Source organism: Mycobacterium sp. 134, from assembly GCF_048282715.1.
Taxonomy (GTDB): domain Bacteria; phylum Actinomycetota; class Actinomycetes; order Mycobacteriales; family Mycobacteriaceae; genus Mycobacterium; species Mycobacterium septicum.
Map to the genome: position 1 here is coordinate 3,370,930 of NZ_JBLVUN010000008.1, position 15,911 is coordinate 3,386,840.

Sequence of the window (15,911 nt, forward strand, 5' to 3'; positions counted from 1 at the left end):
GGACTGCACCGGCCCGAATTTTCAGTGTATCAGCGCAGGTGGGCTACTACTGAGCAGTTAACGTCGGGACCAGCGGGAAGCCCGGCAGGTTCCGCACCACTGTCCAGACCACCAGTGTCACCACGACCGTCACCACCGCCGGCAGCGGGAACAGCGTCTTACCCAGCCGCCACCGCACCAGTAGCCACACCACCAGGACGGGAAGGCCGACCAGGACGAATACGTTGTCGACGACCGCTGCACCGACGTCACCGTGCAGCAGATCGTGGGTCATCCGCAGGCCGCCGCAGGCCGGGCAATCCCACCCGGTCAGGGCCTTGAACGGGCACCCCGGGAACAAGAAGCCCGGACGGTGCGGATCGGCCACACCGATGTAAGCGAGGGCGCCTGCCGCGAGCGCACCCCCGGCCAGCAGCGAATACCGCCCTGACGAGGTAGTGGTACGGCCGCTACGTTCCATCGCGCAACGGGCGCCCGTACGGGTCACGCACCTTGTCGGTGAGGATCTGCACGGCGTCGATGATCCCCCAGATGATGGCGCCGACGGTGCACGTCGCCAGACCCACGATCAACTGGATGACACCCAACTTGGTGTCGCCGATGTAGATACGGCCGATCCCGACCAGGCCGAAGAGGCCGAGCAACTGCAACAACCCGGCGATCACCTTGGACTTGTCGGAGAACGGCTCACCGGTGATCGGGTGGCGGCCGTACGGCGCGCCCGGATCCCCGTACGGAGAGGGATAGGGCGGGTAGCCCGGTGGTGGCGGATATCCCGCAGGCGGCGGAAAGCTGGCCGGCTGCGGTCCATCCAACGGGTCTGGGGACTGAGATGGATCAGTCATACAACCAGGATGCCAGAGCCCAGCCTGTTACCGGTTGCGCCGGAACCAGCGCCGCACCCGGCCGCCTTGCGGCTCCGACTCGGGCTGCTCGACCGCGGCCGGTGTTTCGGTCTCGGCCTCGTCTGCCGCATCGTCTTCGTCGGCTTCGTCCGACTCGTCGCTGTCCGAGTCTGCGTCATCCGCAGATTCCGCGACATCGTCCTCGCCGGTTGCGGCCTCGGTCTCCACCTCGGACACAGACTCGACCTCGGCCTCGTCGTCCTCGGGTTCGTCAGCCACATCGTCGGTTTCGGGCTCGACGTCGGCCTGCTCAGCCGGCTTGGCTTCCACTTCCGCGGCTACCGCTTCGCCGTCCTCGTCGCTCTCGCCGGCTTCGGCTTCGGCTTCGGCTTCGGCTTCGGCTTCGGCTTCGGCTTCGGAGGGATTCTCCTCTACCGCAGCCGCATCCGGCTCGGCCTCATCGGTGGACGACGACTCGACGGCAACCTCGTCGGCCGACTCCTCAGCGACATCGGGCTCACCTTCGTCGGTGTCCTCCGACTCGATGGGCTCGGCGGCATCGTCATCTGCCTCGGCATCGTCCTCGGCCGGGGCCTCGACTTCTTCTGCTTCTTCTGCGGCCTCTTCCGTGACGTCGGCCTCCGCTGCGACGGCTTCGGGTTCGTCGGAAGGTTCGTCAGCGGCGACCTCGTCGGCAGCTTCCTCGGAATCTGCCTCGGCCTCGGCTTCAGCGTCGGTGGACTCGTCGTCGGTATCCGCCTCGGGTTCCTCGACCACTGCGTCCTCGTCGGCCTCAACATCGGAGTCCTCGGCTACCGGTGCTTCAGCCTCGTCCTCATCTGCTTCATCGGCCTCGACCGATGAAGGAGATGACGAAACGGATTCCGCATCCTCGGCGTCGTTGTCGACCCCAGGCTCAACCTCGTCGACGGCCTCTTCCGTGACGTCGGCCTCGGTCTCCTCGACCACGTCTGATTCGGCTTCGTCGTCGGCATCCACCGGCTCGAGGGGCTCGGCCTCCTCGCCGTCTGCCGACTCATCCTCAGTCTCAGCGCCGATTTCTTCGGCCTCTTCTTCGGCTTCGGCGTTCTCAGATTCAGCGATGTCCTCGTCGGCAGCCTCATCCTCGGCGGCTTCTTCGGATTCGGCTTCCACCTCGTCGGCCTCGCCGGATTCGGCTTCGGCCTCGTCCGCTTCGTCCTCGGCTTCCTCGGACTCGTCGGGCTCTGCGGAGATCGCCTTCAGTTCGATCGCCGCGGCAGCTTCGGCTCCGTCGTCTTCGCTGGCGCCGACCTCGTCGGGATGCATGTGGTCGGCGTCGTCGTCATCGTCTTGTCCCGCCACGGCTGCGGCCGCAACGACACCGGTGGTCGCCGCTGCGGTGACAAGCTCCTTGCCGAACTCGTCGACCGTCGATTCGTCCTCATCGGGCTTGCCCGCCAAGGTCGCCGGGTCTTCCCGTCCCTTGGTCGCCAGCATGATGTAGATGACGGCGCCGATGAACACGAACGTCGAGGTGAAGGTGTTGACGCGGATACCGGCGAACTCGGTCGCCGGGTCGCTGCGCATCAATTCGACCATGAAACGGCCCGCGCAATAGCCGGCCACATAGAGCGCGAACAGCCGGCCGTGGCCGAGTTTGAACTTGCGGTCGGCCCAGATCAGCAGCGCGAAAATCAGGAGGTTCCACAGCAACTCGTACAGGAACGTCGGATGGACCACCTTCAGGACCTCGCCGGTGGACACCCCGTTGAGATCGTCGGGCACGCCGGCGGCATTCAGCCGCTTGTAGATCTCCAGGCCCCACGGCAGCGTGGTCTCACCGCCGTACAACTCCTGATTGAAGTAGTTTCCGAGCCGGCCGATCGCCTGGGCCAGGATGATTCCGGGCGCGATCGCGTCGCCGAAGGCCGGCAGCGGGATTCCGCGCGAGCGGCAACCGATCCAGGCTCCGACACCACCGAGTGCGACGGCGCCCCAAATGCCCAGGCCGCCTTGCCATACCTGGAAGGCGGCGCCAAGGCCCTTTCCGGAAGGCCCGAAATAGGTAGGCCAGTCCGTCATGACGTGGTACAGCCGACCACCGACAAGCCCGAAAGGCACTGCCCACAAGGCAATGTCATAGATGACGCCGGGCTGCCCGCCCCGCGCCTGCCAACGCCGGTCGCCGATCACCAGCGCGGCGATGATGCCCACGATGATGCAGAGCGCGTACGCGCGGATCGGCACCGGGCCCAGATGCCAGACGCCCTGTGACGGGCTGGGCAAATACGCGAGCACGGTAGTGGTCAAGCTGAAATCCTCTGCTTAACGCCGTTGGCCAGTTCTTCGGTGAGTCGACGCACTGAGTCCAACCCCTCCTGCAGGGCCGACACCAGTGCCGACCCGACGATGACGCCGTCGGCGTAGGCACCGATCTCGGCGGCCTGCGCTCCAGAGCGCACGCCGAGCCCCACCCCGACGGGAATGTCGGACACTTCCTTGACGCGGCGCACCAACTCCGGCGCCGCATTCGAGACCACATCGCGCGCCCCGGTCACGCCCATGGTCGATGCGGCGTAGACGAAACCTCTCGACGCGTTCACCGTGGCCGCGAGCCGCTCCGGCGTCGAGGACGGGGCGACCAGGAAGATCCGGTCCAGATTGTGCTCCTCGGACGCGGCGATCCAGTCGACGGCTTCCTCGGGGATCAGATCCGGGGTGATCAGACCGTATCCACCGGCGGAGGCCAGGTCGCGGGCGAACGTGTCAACGCCCTTGCGCAGCACCGGGTTCCAGTACGTCATCACCACGGCGCGGCCACCGGCGTTGCTGATCGCCTCGACCGCGGCCAGGGTGTCCCGTACCCGCACACCGCCGGCCAGTGCGGCCTCGGTGGCGGCGGCGATCGTCGGTCCGTCCATTCCCGGATCCGAGTAGGGCACACCAACTTCGACCAGATCGCAACCGGATTCGACCATCGCCGTCATCGCCGCGATGGATGTCTGCACATCGGGAAACCCGGTGGGCAGGTAGCCGATCAGCGCGGCACGACCCTCGGCACGGCAGCCGTCGAACAACTCCGCCAGCCGGCTCATCCCACGCTCCCCTCGTCGAGCAGCCCGAACCATTTGGCGGCAGTCTCGACGTCCTTGTCGCCGCGCCCGGACAAGTTCACCACGATGATCGATCCGCTGCCCAGTTCGGGACCGAGCTTGAGCGCACCGGCCACCGCGTGCGCCGACTCGATCGCGGGAATGATGCCCTCGCGGCGGCACAACAGCGCGAACGCGTCCATCGCCTCGGTATCGGTGACCGGGCGGTACTCGGCGCGGCCGATGTCTTTGAGGAAGGCATGCTCGGGCCCGACACCTGGATAATCCAAACCGGCCGAGATGGAATGGGATTCGATTGTCTGGCCGTCCTCGTCCTGCAACAGGTAGGAGAACGATCCCTGGAACGCGCCGGGCGAGCCACCAGTGAATGTCGCGGCGTGACGCCCCGTTTCGACTCCGTCACCTGCGGCCTCGAAACCGACCAACCGCACCGCCGGGTCGTCGATGAAGGCGTGGAACACGCCGATGGCGTTCGAGCCGCCGCCGACACACGCGGTGACCGCGTCGGGCAGCCGACCGGCCTGATCGAGGATCTGCGCCCTGGCCTCCATACCGATGATCCGCTGGAAATCACGCACCATCAGCGGGAACGGATGCGGGCCGGCCGCTGTCCCGAAGCAGTAATAGGTGTTGTCGGCGTTGGTGACCCAGTCCCGGAACGCCTCGTTGATCGCGTCCTTGAGGGTTTTGGAGCCGGCCTCGACCGAGACCACGGTGGCGCCGAGCAACCGCATCCGGGCGACGTTGAGCGCCTGACGGGCGGTATCCACCGCCCCCATGTAGACGATGCATTCCAGGCCGAGCAGCGCACACGCCGTGGCGGTGGCGACCCCGTGCTGGCCGGCGCCGGTCTCGGCGATGACGCGGGTCTTGCCCATCTGCCGTGCCAGCAGCGCCTGGCCCAGAACATTGTTGATCTTGTGAGAACCGGTGTGGTTCAGGTCTTCTCGCTTGAGGAAGATCCGTGCGCCACCGGCGTGTTCGGACAGCCGCGTCGCTTCGTACAGCGGCGACGGCCTGCCGCTGTAGTGCCGCTGCAACCGGTCGAGTTCATCGAGGAATGCCTGGTCACCGCGGGCCTTCTCATAGGCCGCGGTGACCTCTTCGATCACCGCCATCAGCGCCTCGGGAACCAACCGGCCCCCGTAGGAACCGAAATGGCCCAGTGCGTCGGGATCGTGAACGGTGGGTTCAGCAACGCCTGCGCTGGTACGGGGCAATTCAGGCCCCGCGAGATCCGCCATCAAAGTGCCTTTTCGTGCAAGCGGCTCATTGCCTGGTTCAGCGAGCCGGTTTCGGGCAGGACGGGTGCGTACCGGCGGTGACCAGGTCGGCGACCGCGCTGCGGGGATCCCCGCTGGTCACCAGGCCCTCACCGACCAGCACGGCATCGGCACCCGCGCCGGCGTAGGCCAGCAGGTCAGCGGTTCCACGCACTCCGGACTCCGCGACACGGATGACATTGCTGGGCAGTCCCGGAGCGATGCGCGCGAAGCAGTCGCGGTCGACTTCCAGCGTCTTGAGGTCGCGAGCGTTGACCCCGATCACCTTGGCCCCGGCCTGCAACGCGCGGTCGGCCTCCTCCTCGGTGTGCACCTCTACAAGTGCCGTCATCCCAAGGGATTCCGTGCGCTCCAACAGTGATTCCAGGACCGACTGCTCGAGCGCCGCCACGATCAGCAGCAACAGGTCGGCACCATGCGCCCGAGCCTCATGGATCTGGTATGGCTTGACGATAAAGTCCTTGCGCAGCACCGGAATCGACACCGCAGCCCGCACCGCGTCCAGGTCGTCGAGTGAGCCGTTGAACCGGCGCTGCTCGGTGAGCACGCTGATGATCCGCGCGCCGCCTGACTCGTACGCCCGCGCCAACTGAGCCGGGTCGGCGATATTGGCCAGTTCGCCCCGGGACGGGCTCGCCCGCTTCACCTCGGCGATCACGGCAATTCCCGGTTCCTTCAACGCAGCCATCACGTTGAGCGGCGGAGGTGCGTCCTGAGCCCGCGCCTTGATATCAGCCAAGCTGATAACGGCCTCGCGGGCGGCAACGTCGGCGCGGACTCCCTCGATAATGGAGTCGAGCACTGTGGCCGAACTCATCGCCCGTCGGTTCCTTTCTGGTGCCTCCGGGCCGGTCCCGGTTGCCCTCCCTGGAAGGGTAGCCGCCGCCACACCTTCACCATTCACCGGCCCTTATTGTCCGGATCGGCGCCGTCACCGGTCGGATCCTGTCCCTCGTCCAGCGCGTCCCAGAGCATTCGCTCCGACATCGGCTCCCCGCTGTCGTCCCCCTTGACGGCCTCCCGTCGGGCCGCCGGTGCCGCGTAGCGCCCCGCAATGCCGCGCTTGGCACTGTTGGCCGACCGCATCAACATCACCGCACCGGCCAGCGCACACACCGCGGCGATCAGGGTCAGCACCGCGCCGCCGTAGGAACGACTGGTCCCGGTCAGCTGCGCGAGGGGAATGACTGCCAGGTCAGCGGCCCGGACCGCGACATCTTTGATCACCCACAGGCTGATCGCCAGGTACCCCATACCCGCACTGGCCACCGCGATCAGCAGGGCCAGCAACCGCAGCGGCCAGCCGTGCACCGCCAGCGCCGCGACCGCAGCCGCCAGCACCAGCAACGCCAGCGGGATCAACGCCGTGGACCAGGAGGCACCCGTCAGCGTGGTGGTCTTGGGCTGGCCCAGCCCGTCGAACGAGCTCACCTTGACCCAGGTCATCCGCGACGCGACCCACAGCACCACGGCCGAGACGACGAACAGCGCCTGCGCCGCCCGCGTCACGGCTCGGCCAAGGTGTCGGCGGCGGCGATGGCGTTGAGCACGGCTTTGGCCTTGTTTGCCGATTCGTTGTACTCGTAGGGACCGTTGGAATCGGCCACGACTCCCCCGCCGGCCTGCACATAGGCGGTGCCGTCGCGCATCAGCGCGGTCCGGATGGCGATCGCGAAGTCGGCGTTGCCCGCGAAATCGAGGTAACCCAGCACCCCGCCGTAGAGGCCCCGCCTTGTCTTCTCGACCTCCTCGATCAGCTCCATGGCCCGCACCTTGGGCGCCCCCGACAGGGTGCCCGCCGGGAAACACGCGGTCACCGCGTCCAGCGCGGTCTTCCCCTCGGCCAGCTCGCCGGTCACCGTGGACACCAGGTGCATGACGTGGCTGTAGCGCTCGATATGGCTGTAGTCCTCGACCCGCACCGTGCCCGGACGGCACACCCGCCCCAGGTCGTTACGACCGAGATCGACCAGCATCAGGTGCTCGGCGCGTTCCTTCTCGTCGGCCAGCAGTTCTTTTTCCAGCAGCACGTCTTCTTCCTCGGTGCTGCCGCGCCACCGGGTTCCGGCGATCGGGTGGGTGGTTGCCCGGCCGTCTTTCACCGTGACCAGCGCCTCGGGACTGGAACCGACCACCGAGAAGTCCAGCCCGCCATCGGCATCGGGGACATTGAGCAGGTACATGTACGGGCTGGGGTTGGTCACCCGCAGCATCCGGTAGACATCGATCGGGTCGGCGGCGGTGTCCATCTCGAACCGCTGCGACGGCACCACCTGGAAGGCTTCGCCGGCCTCGATGTCACCGACCAGTTTCTCCACGATCGCCGTGTACTCCTCCACCGTGCGCTGCGCACGGTGGTTGGGCGCGGGCCGGCTGAACGTGGCGACCGTCGACGGCAGCGGCTGGCCGAGGGCGGCGGTCATCACATCCAGCCGCGCCACCGCATCGTCGTAGGCCTCGTCGACGCGCTCGTCGGTGCCGTTCCAGTTCACCGCGTTGGCGATCAGGGTGATGGTGCCCTCGTGGTGGTCGACGGCGGCGATGTCGGTGGCCAGCAGCAGCACCATGTCGGGCAGGCCGAGATCGTCGACTGCCAGCTCCGGGAGCCGTTCCAGCCGGCGCACCATGTCGTAGGCGAAGTACCCCACCAACCCCGAGGACAGCGGCGGCAGGTCCGGCACCGCCTCGGTCTGCAGCACTTCAAGGGTGGCCCGCAATGCGGCCAACGGCTCACCGCCGCTGGGGGCATCCTTGGGGGCCGTCCCCAGCCACACCGCTTCGTCGTCACGAACCGTCAGCGCCGACGGGGCGCCCGCACCGATGAACGACCAGCGCGACCACGAGCGACCGTTCTCGGCCGATTCCAGCAGGAACGTGCCCGGACGGTTGGCGGCGAGCTTGCGGTACGCCGACAACGGCGTCTCGCTGTCGGCCAGCACCTTGCGGGTCACCGGGACGACCCGATGCTCGGCGGCCAGCGCCCGGAAATCCTCCCGCGACGTGGTGACCGCAAGCGATGAGCCGGCGCCCGAGGATCCCGGAGCGTGGGTGGCTGTGGTTTGCACGGAAACAATTCTCCCAGATCGGCGCCACGGCCCTGCCATGCAGACGGCGTAGCGTAGCCAGCCATGACACAGATCAGCACGGGCGACACCGTTCCCGAGTTCGAACTGCCGGATCAGACCGGCACGATTCGCAGCCTGACGAGCTTGCTCGCCGACGGCCCGGTGGTGCTGTTCTTCTACCCGGCGGCGATGACCCCGGGATGCACCAAGGAGGCCTGTCACTTCCGGGATCTGGGGGCGGAGTTCGCCGCTGCCGGGGCGAGCCGGGTCGGTATCAGTACCGACCCGGTCGCCAAGCAGGCCAAGTTCGCCGATATCCAGAACTTCGACTACCCGCTGCTGTCGGACGCCGACGGCAAGGTGGCCACCCAGTTCGGGGTCAAACGTGGCCTGCTCGGCAAGCTCATGCCGGTCAAGCGGACCACGTTCGTCATCGACACCGATCGCACCGTGCTCGGGGTGATCTCCAGCGAGATCAGCATGGACACCCATGCCGACAAGGCGTTGGAGCTGCTCAGGGCGCGTTGACCGCCCGCAGCACCGCCGCCATCGACGCGGCGAGCACCGAATCGCTGCGGCCGCACGCCCAGCCGGTGCGACCGTCCGACCTGTACTCCAGGTAGCTGACGGCGGTGCTGCCGATCGATTGCTGGGTCAGGCTCAGCACCTCGATCGGACGGCCGATCTCGTCGAGCGCGGCCCGCAGCGCGTCCACCGGTCCGATGCCGCGATGGCTGCTGGATGCGGTACGCCCGTCGAACATCAGGGTGAGGTCGGTGACCGCGGCCGCACCGTCGCCGCCGGTGCGCCAGTCCTTGAGCTGCACCGGGCCGGACGGATCGAGGTAGGTCGCCTCGAACAGATCGAAGAGTTCGCCGGCGGTGACCTCGGCACCGCTTTCGTCGGTGCGCGCCTGGACGTGGCGGGCGAAGTCGATCTGCAACCGGCGCGGCAGTTCCAGCCCGTAGTCGGTGGCCAGCAGGTAGGCGATGCCGCCCTTGCCGGATTGAGAATTCACCCGGATCACCGCGTCGTATGTGCGGCCGATGTCGGCCGGGTCGATCGGCAGATACGGCACCCGCCAATCGATTTCGTTTTCAGGTCGGCCGGCGGCCGTGGCACGGAGACGATGTTCGGCGAAGCCCTTCTTGATCGCATCCTGGTGTGTCCCGGAGAACGCCGTGTGCACCATGTCCCCCACATAGGGATGGCGCTCGTGGATGGGCATGCGGGTGCAATGGCTGACCGTGCGCGCGATCTCGTCGATGTCGGAGAAGTCGATCATCGGATCCACGCCCTGGGCATGCAGATTCAGTGCCAGGGTGGCGATGTCGACGTTGCCGGTTCGTTCACCGTTGCCGAACACGCAGCCCTCCACCCGCTGCGCACCGGCGAGCACCGCCAGCTCGGCGCAGGCGATACCGGTGCCCCGGTCATTGTGTGGATGTACCGACAGGATGACGCTGTCGCGACGAGACACGTTGCGGTGCATGTATTCGATCTGGTCGGCATACACGTTCGGGGTGGCGATCTCGACGGTGGCCGGCAGGTTCAGGATGACCGGACGATCCGGGGCGGCCTGCCACAGCCCGGTCACCGCGTCGCAGAGCTCGAGCACGTAGTCGGGCTCGGTGAGGTTGAACACCTCCGGGGAGAATTCGAATCTGACATTCGGCATGCCTTCGGTGAATTCGAGAACGTCACGCGCACCCGCCAGGATCAGGTCCCGCAGTTCGGTGCGGTCCTTGCCCAACACGGTGTCGCGCCAGGTGGGCGCGGTGGCGGTGTACATGTGGATGACGACGTCGTTGCCGATGCCGCGGACCGAGTCCACGGTTCGCTCGATCAGGTCGCGGCGCGCCGGCACGAACACCACGATGGTGACGTCCGGCGGCGCGATGTCGGATTCGGCCAGCAGCCGGACGAAGTCGAAGTCCGTCTGGGAGGCCGAGGGATAACCGACCTCGATCTCCTTGTAGCCCATGGCAACCAGCAGTTCGAAGAAGCGGCGTTTGCGGGCCGGGTCCATCGGCTCGACCAGTGCCTGGTTGCCGTCGCGCAGATCCACCGGCACCCACAGCGGCGCGGCGTGAATCCGGGCCGTCGGCCAATCTCGCTGCACCAGAGGGACTTCTACGCGGTCATAGACGGATGCGTAGCGATGTGACGGCATCTGGGAGTGACGCTGCCGGTTCCAGGCCGGCGCGTTCGCCGGGATGTCTCCGGCGGGGGTGTCGATGCTGGGAAAAACAGAAGTGGTCATGGGGGCGCTTTCGGTCGGATGGGAGGTTCGACCGGCGCGACACAGCCCCACGGCAGGGGGCCGGTCGATTCAGGCCCCGCCGCGGCGGCTAAGGAGCAGGACGCGCGTCATGATGGGTAGACTATACACAACTCCTCAGACAAGTAGACAGGTTGTGATGACGTCCCAAGTTCAGCGTCACCCGCTGGCGGCCCAGACCGCCCAGCTTCTCCTGACGCGCATCCGCCAGGGTGAATGGCCGCTGGGCCATCGACTTCCGGGCGAGACCACGCTGGCCGCCCAGCTCGGTGTCGGCCGCTCCACCCTGCGCGAAGCGATCCGCGAACTGTCTGGCAAGGGCGTGCTGGAGAGCCGCCAGGGCGCCGGGGTCTTCGTGACCGCACTGGACGCCGCCGAGGACTGGGACACCGTGCTGCGCCGCGCCACCATCGTGTCGGTGATCGAGGCGCGAATCGCCATCGAAGCCGAGGCCGCCGCCCTGGCCGCTGCCCGGCGCACCCCCGCCGACCTGCGGGCGATCCGTCGCACCCTGGCTGCCCGCGGTGTGGTGGGACAGTCGGTACCCGATCACGTCGACGCGGACATGGCGTTTCACCGCACGGTGATCGCCGCGGCCCACAACGAGGTGCTGATCCAGTTGTTCGACGCATTCCTCCCCCGGCTGCGGCTGGCGATGATCGACATGCTCAAGATCCGGCCGATCGCCTCCGAACCCTGCGATCACGACCTGCACCAGCAGCTGGCCGACGCGATCGTCGCCCGCGACCCCGAGGCCGCCGCGGCCGCCAGCAGAACCCATTTGAGCTCATTGAAGGAGAATTTCGCATGACCCCGGTCCTCGACATCGCCGATGTGACCTTTCGCCGTGACGGCAAGCAGATCATCGACGGCATCTCCCTGACCGTGCAGTCCGGTGAGCACTGGGCGCTCTTGGGACCCAATGGTGCAGGCAAGAGCACGCTGCTCGGTTTCTGTGCGGCCGTGACGTTTCCGACGTCGGGGACCGTGCAGGTGCTCGGCGGTCAGATGGGCCGCACCGACCTGGCCGTGCTGCGCCGCTCCATCGGTCACGTCAATCCCCGGCATCGCCTGCAGTACCCGCTGACCGTGCGCGAGGTGGTGCTCACCGGCATCACCGCCACCATCGACATCGCGGCGCACTGGACCCCCACCGCCGAGCAGGTGCGCCGGGCCGACGAGCTGATCGACACCGTGGGGCTGTCGGCCCGTGCCGACGCGATCTGGCCGACGTTGTCTCAGGGCGAGCGTGGCCGCACCTTGATCGCGCGGGCACTGATCGCGGACCCGCGGCTGTTGCTGCTGGACGAACCGACCACCGGCCTGGACGTCGCGGCCCGCGAGCAGCTGCTGGAAACCCTTGACACATTGGATGACTCACATCCCGACATGGCATCGATCCTGGTCACCCACCACCTCGAGGAACTGCCCACCAGCACCACACACGCCCTACTGATCTCGCAGGGGCGCACCGTGGCCAGCGGCCCGGCCCACGACGTCGTCAACACCGAGCACGTCAGCGAGGCCTTCGACCATCCCGTGGTGGTCGGGTTCCAGGACGGCCGATGGAGTGCGCGGGCCAAGGCCAGCTCTCGGGTGCTCTAGCTTCCGCGAGTGCGACGCAGAGGTCGTTCGCCGCGCGAATCTGCGACCTCTGCGTTGATTTCGGCGATTCCGTCAGGCCTGGCGCTCAGGCTCGGACGGTGTGTTCCGCCGCCGGCGCGCCTCACGGTGCCGGGTCACCGGTGTGGTGTCGATGACGCGGTTGACCATGGTCGCCAGAAAACGCGAGGGCTGCAGCTCGGGCGGCACCGTGTCGTGCCGGATCGCGATGTCGGGTAGGGCCGCCAACGCCTCGTCCACGGCCGCCGTGGCGACATCGACGATCTCGAACAGCGCGTCCGGCTCGGCCTTTTCGATGCTGTCGACTTCCTCGTCCGCGGACTCGGCGACCTCGGAGTCGTAGTCGATCATCACCAGTGCCACCGCGTGATAGGCGTCATCCTCGGTGCCGAGCTTGCCCAGCAGGTCGATGAGCCACTCGGCCTTGTCCGGTTCGGTGCTCAGGATCGTCGAGCGCAAGCCGTAGACGAATCCGAGCGCCGACAACGGGTGGCGCAGCCGCAGATTCTTGGCGTCGCCGTAGCTTTCCTCGACGCGGTTGGCGGCGTTCTTGCCGAAGCTGGAGTCCATCCGTTTGGTGCTGATCAGCAATTCCGGACCGGTGTCCCAGTCCGACATCACCACGTCGACCTGTTTCATGTAGTGCTTGCCTAGCACGCTGGCGCTCGACGCGGCGACGCCTTTCATCGACCGCTTCAGCCGTTGCTCGATGAGGTGCCGTTCTTTTTGCGGCAGCGCCTCAAGCAGGCTGGCGATGGCGCTGGGCATGATCCGCGGATCTGTCGCCCTGGGCCACACCGCATCCGGATCGAAACCGGCACGCCGCAGCTCGTAGGCCAACCACACGTCGAGGGCCAGCGCCGGAACCCCGGTGGTCGACGGCGCATCCAGGAACAACGGCACGCCGAGCAGCTTGCGCAGCACCCGGAAATCCGGAACGAAGCTCACCTCGCCGGCCACCCGCACCCATGGGTTGGTGTGGACGCCTACCGGTGCCGCGTCGGCCACGATTCGGTCGAAGATCGCCCACGCGGTGGCCTTGGTCGACGGTTCAGCGGGCACGCCGAGACCTTACCGTCCGGCGCGTCGCCAATGAATCGCGCGCGGTCCGAACGGGTTCCAGGACGATTCTGGTCTCCAGCCCCAACGCTTCGTCGACGATGCGAGTCGCCTCGAGCAGTCCGCCCCGCTCAAGAAGCGATCCGACCCGCCGGCGGACCGCCCGCAGCTCGTCGGCGCGGGCGGCCACCAGGTCCGGTGACGGAACCAGCCACCGGTCGGCCTCGCGGGGTTCGATCTTCAGGATGCCGCCACCGTAGGAGCGGCCGACGATCTCGGCGTGCAGCACCGTCACCGAGTTCAGCGCGGCGAGCCCGAGCAGGTCACGGCCCAGCGTCCGCACCTCGTCGCGCAGGTACACGCCGTGCACCGAGTTGAGGTGATGCGCCTTGGCCCGGTTGGTGACCAACCGTGGGGTGTCGGCATTCATACAGGTCAGCAGCAGGTCAGCCGGATTCACCAGGGGCACCTGATACCAGGGCCGGCGCACCCGGCACTTGTACGCAAGATGCACCCCAGCGGCGTGACCGGCGTCGATATAGCGCTGCGCGGTGGCCGACGGCGTCCCGGCCGGACGGAACAGGTGGATCGACCGCCCGTCCTCCCCCAACCTGGCCAACTGCTCGGCGGACAGGGTCAGACCACGCAGGTGAGCGCTCCCGGGCGGCGACAACGGCAGCAGGTCGGTGCGCCGCAGCCCGAGTTCACGCACGCGGTCCGGGGACAGCGCGAAGAAGCTGTTGTTGCCGGTCACCATGCCCAGCGTGGTGTCACCCCAGGTCTCCAGCATGGAGAAGTGCCCGGCGTCATGCAGACCGTGGATCGCATCCACCGGCGCGTTGCCGATCAGGCCGCTGACCCACTTGTCGGCGGGATCGCGCGGTGCCCAACGCCGTTGTGCGAGTTCAGATGTCAGGGAAGCCGCATTGCGGGCCCGGTGGATGACGGCGTGACCGCACGGCCCACCGCCATAGCCGTCGGCGAGCAGCAGCACCACGTCCGCTTCGGCCTCGGGGAACACCTGCTCGTCGAACATCACCAGCTCGACGCTGGTGAACCGGTCGAACAGAAACTTCCGCACGGCACCCGCGTAGTTGACGCTCAGCAGCTCCGCGGGTAGCACCAGCGCCAGGCGCCCACCCGGCCGCAGGAACAACGCGGCGTGCACGGTGAACGCCGCCCAACTCGATGCCAGTCCCGACAGCGTGACCCCGGCCTTGAGCGCGGCCCGGCGCGACTGCGCCCGAGTGGCACCCCGGAACTCCTGGTAGCGGATGTAGGGCGGGTTGCCGATCACCGCGCTGTATTCGGCGCGCGGTTCGATGGCGAAGAAATCCGCGGTCCTGATTCGGGCCTTGCCGCCGGCAGCGGCGACGCGCTTGCGGGCGGTGGCGGCACTTGCCGCGTGAAGTTCCACCCCGTCGACCTTCGGCTGAGCAGTACCCAATTCCACCAGCCGGTTAACCGCCTCGACCACGAAGGCGGCCTCCCCGGCCGCGGGTTCGAAGACCTCATCGTCGCCGGACCGGATTGCCCACCGGGTCAGGTAACGCGTGATCTCGGGCGGTGTGAAGAACGCACCGCGCGCTTTGCGGGTCGCAGCGGTGTCGGTCACTCCGCAATTGTTGCCGATGACACCGACAAGTTCTGACACCGCAACGCGTGATGGTGCGTGATAAGACGGGTTCCACTCAGAACGGCGGTTTGGCCATGGTGCGGGCGGGGTTGCCAGGTCGTGGGGAGGTCTCAGGATCGGGCGGTTCGCTGATCCCGTTGGCGAAGGGCTGGAACTGAGGTCATCAACCTTGAATAGGAGGGTCAGGTTGGCGCCCGTCCGGTTGCCCTGCGCCGACAGCGCCGCATCTCACGGCAGCCGGCCTGTCACACGGGGCGCGCTTCGGCACTGACCGGACGCAACCTCGCGTTTTTCGCCTGGCGCTGTGCGACCCGTGCCGCCCGGGAGATGGCACTTGTGCGCGATGATGCTAGTCAGTGCCGCCAGCTGTCAGCGATGTGTCCGTCGCACCAGGACTGCGCCGATGGGTCTGTCCGTTCAGCGCAGTCCAGCGCACAGTTCCGTCCCGGCAGGTGTTGGTCAACCCACCCATCACGAAAGGTCGTCAGCCGATGATGACAACAGATGGCAGCAAGACGCTTCAGACAGTCGCCGTCAGCAAACACAGAACAGAGTACGGACTGCGCCTTAGTCAGACGTACAGCGGACTGAACCAACGCCGCCGATGCATGAATTTCGCTGGTAGTAACAGCACAGATGCGATCCACGAAAGCCGTAGCGGCCACCGCAGACGAACCCCAAGGGCGCCTGTTAGCAACCTCGAACCCACCTGGTAGCCTGCCGTTATAGGATTCGGTGGCAGTGGACAGCGATCTACTGCTACTGTCTGCCCGTTGTTGACAAACGGGGACGAGGGTGGAGTATGTCGAGGATTAGGGCGCAGAGGTCCATTTTGTCTGCCGAGTATTTCTGGCTCGGCGGACACCTTGGTGCACCCAAAGTCTACGACACCGGCACCAACTTCCACGCTTCGCCGACTCTCAGGGATTCCATGCCCGATGGCGATCGTGACTGCAATGCAGGAGCCGAAGGCTCGAAGCGCACATTCCGGTATTCATCGAACGAGTCAGGTTGGGAAGTCTCG

Annotated in this window: 14 protein-coding genes; 3 read left to right on the plus strand and 11 right to left on the minus strand. The window is 67.0% G+C overall.

From position 1 onward, the window contains the following. Positions 1 to 46: 46 nt before the first annotated feature. The 8 genes from ACNQVK_RS20870 to ACNQVK_RS20905 all read right to left on the minus strand — a co-directional run bounded on the left by ACNQVK_RS20870 (position 47) and on the right by ACNQVK_RS20905 (position 8,288). Positions 47 to 460, minus strand: a complete 414-nt coding sequence (locus ACNQVK_RS20870; RefSeq protein ID WP_418031025.1) for a DUF2752 domain-containing protein — start codon at positions 458 to 460, stop codon at positions 47 to 49. After that, positions 450 to 845, minus strand: a complete 396-nt coding sequence (locus ACNQVK_RS20875; RefSeq protein ID WP_276125432.1) for an NINE protein — start codon at positions 843 to 845, stop codon at positions 450 to 452. The genes ACNQVK_RS20870 and ACNQVK_RS20875 overlap by 11 nt, the downstream gene beginning before the upstream one ends. A gap of 27 nt (positions 846 to 872) precedes the next feature. After that, on the minus strand, positions 873 to 3,137 hold the full coding sequence (lgt, locus tag ACNQVK_RS20880) for a prolipoprotein diacylglyceryl transferase (RefSeq protein WP_418031026.1): 2,265 nt from the start codon (positions 3,135 to 3,137) through the stop codon (positions 873 to 875). Beyond that, complete coding sequence (trpA, locus tag ACNQVK_RS20885) at positions 3,134 to 3,922, minus strand: tryptophan synthase subunit alpha (RefSeq protein ID WP_418031027.1); 789 nt, start codon at positions 3,920 to 3,922, stop codon at positions 3,134 to 3,136. Before trpA ends, lgt begins: the two co-directional genes overlap by 4 nt. Then, positions 3,919 to 5,184 carry a tryptophan synthase subunit beta gene (gene trpB / locus ACNQVK_RS20890; protein ID WP_273731906.1) on the minus strand — a complete coding sequence of 422 codons (1,266 nt, stop codon included), beginning with the start codon at positions 5,182 to 5,184 and terminating at the stop codon, positions 3,919 to 3,921. Before trpB ends, trpA begins: the two co-directional genes overlap by 4 nt. Positions 5,185 to 5,221: 37 nt before the next feature. Then, positions 5,222 to 6,040 (minus strand): indole-3-glycerol phosphate synthase TrpC, encoded by an 819-nt coding sequence (gene trpC / locus ACNQVK_RS20895; RefSeq protein WP_090425845.1) that lies wholly within the window; start codon positions 6,038 to 6,040, stop codon positions 5,222 to 5,224. A gap of 83 nt (positions 6,041 to 6,123) precedes the next feature. Continuing rightward, positions 6,124 to 6,732, minus strand: coding sequence for a TIGR02234 family membrane protein (locus ACNQVK_RS20900; protein ID WP_418031028.1), 609 nt, complete (start codon positions 6,730 to 6,732; stop codon positions 6,124 to 6,126). Continuing rightward, entirely contained in the window at positions 6,729 to 8,288 is a 1,560-nt protein-coding gene (locus ACNQVK_RS20905; protein WP_044518454.1) for an anthranilate synthase component I, read from the minus strand. Before ACNQVK_RS20905 ends, ACNQVK_RS20900 begins: the two co-directional genes overlap by 4 nt. 72 nt (positions 8,289 to 8,360) lie before the next feature. On the opposite strand from ACNQVK_RS20905, the gene ACNQVK_RS20910 reads away from it, so the two are divergent. Then, entirely contained in the window at positions 8,361 to 8,816 is a 456-nt protein-coding gene (locus ACNQVK_RS20910; RefSeq protein WP_418034242.1) for a peroxiredoxin, read from the plus strand. Here ACNQVK_RS20910 and ACNQVK_RS20915 read toward each other — a convergent pair. Next, complete coding sequence (locus ACNQVK_RS20915) at positions 8,803 to 10,461, minus strand: 2-isopropylmalate synthase (RefSeq protein WP_418034243.1); 1,659 nt, start codon at positions 10,459 to 10,461, stop codon at positions 8,803 to 8,805. The genes ACNQVK_RS20910 and ACNQVK_RS20915 overlap by 14 nt on opposite strands. A gap of 247 nt (positions 10,462 to 10,708) precedes the next feature. Between ACNQVK_RS20915 and ACNQVK_RS20920 the strand changes: the two genes are divergently transcribed. Continuing rightward, complete coding sequence (locus ACNQVK_RS20920) at positions 10,709 to 11,380, plus strand: FadR/GntR family transcriptional regulator (protein WP_090425836.1); 672 nt, start codon at positions 10,709 to 10,711, stop codon at positions 11,378 to 11,380. Continuing rightward, positions 11,377 to 12,174 carry an ABC transporter ATP-binding protein gene (locus tag ACNQVK_RS20925; RefSeq protein WP_418031029.1) on the plus strand — a complete coding sequence of 266 codons (798 nt, stop codon included), beginning with the start codon at positions 11,377 to 11,379 and terminating at the stop codon, positions 12,172 to 12,174. The genes ACNQVK_RS20920 and ACNQVK_RS20925 overlap by 4 nt, the downstream gene beginning before the upstream one ends. A 72-nt stretch (positions 12,175 to 12,246) precedes the next feature. Here ACNQVK_RS20925 and ACNQVK_RS20930 read toward each other — a convergent pair whose 3' ends face one another. Both ACNQVK_RS20930 and ACNQVK_RS20935 read right to left on the minus strand, forming a co-directional pair. After that, a complete protein-coding gene (locus tag ACNQVK_RS20930) occupies positions 12,247 to 13,254 on the minus strand; it encodes a hypothetical protein (RefSeq protein WP_418031030.1) in 1,008 nt (335 codons plus the stop codon). Next, a complete protein-coding gene (locus ACNQVK_RS20935) occupies positions 13,244 to 14,866 on the minus strand; it encodes an N-6 DNA methylase (RefSeq protein ID WP_418031031.1) in 1,623 nt (540 codons plus the stop codon). Before ACNQVK_RS20935 ends, ACNQVK_RS20930 begins: the two co-directional genes overlap by 11 nt. Between the last annotated feature and the right edge of the window lie 1,045 nt (positions 14,867 to 15,911).

Coding starts and splice junctions, on each gene's coding strand:
- ACNQVK_RS20870 (WP_418031025.1), bottom strand. CDS start 460: ATGGAACGTAGCGGCCGTACCACTACCTCGTCAGGGCGGTATTCGCTG.
- ACNQVK_RS20875 (WP_276125432.1), bottom strand. CDS start 845: ATGACTGATCCATCTCAGTCCCCAGACCCGTTGGATGGACCGCAGCCG.
- trpA (WP_418031027.1), bottom strand. CDS start 3,922: ATGAGCCGGCTGGCGGAGTTGTTCGACGGCTGCCGTGCCGAGGGTCGT.
- trpB (WP_273731906.1), bottom strand. CDS start 5,184: ATGGCGGATCTCGCGGGGCCTGAATTGCCCCGTACCAGCGCAGGCGTT.
- trpC (WP_090425845.1), bottom strand. CDS start 6,040: ATGAGTTCGGCCACAGTGCTCGACTCCATTATCGAGGGAGTCCGCGCC.
- ACNQVK_RS20915 (WP_418034243.1), bottom strand. CDS start 10,461: ATGCCGTCACATCGCTACGCATCCGTCTATGACCGCGTAGAAGTCCCT.
- ACNQVK_RS20920 (WP_090425836.1), top strand. CDS start 10,709: ATGACGTCCCAAGTTCAGCGTCACCCGCTGGCGGCCCAGACCGCCCAG.
- ACNQVK_RS20925 (WP_418031029.1), top strand. CDS start 11,377: ATGACCCCGGTCCTCGACATCGCCGATGTGACCTTTCGCCGTGACGGC.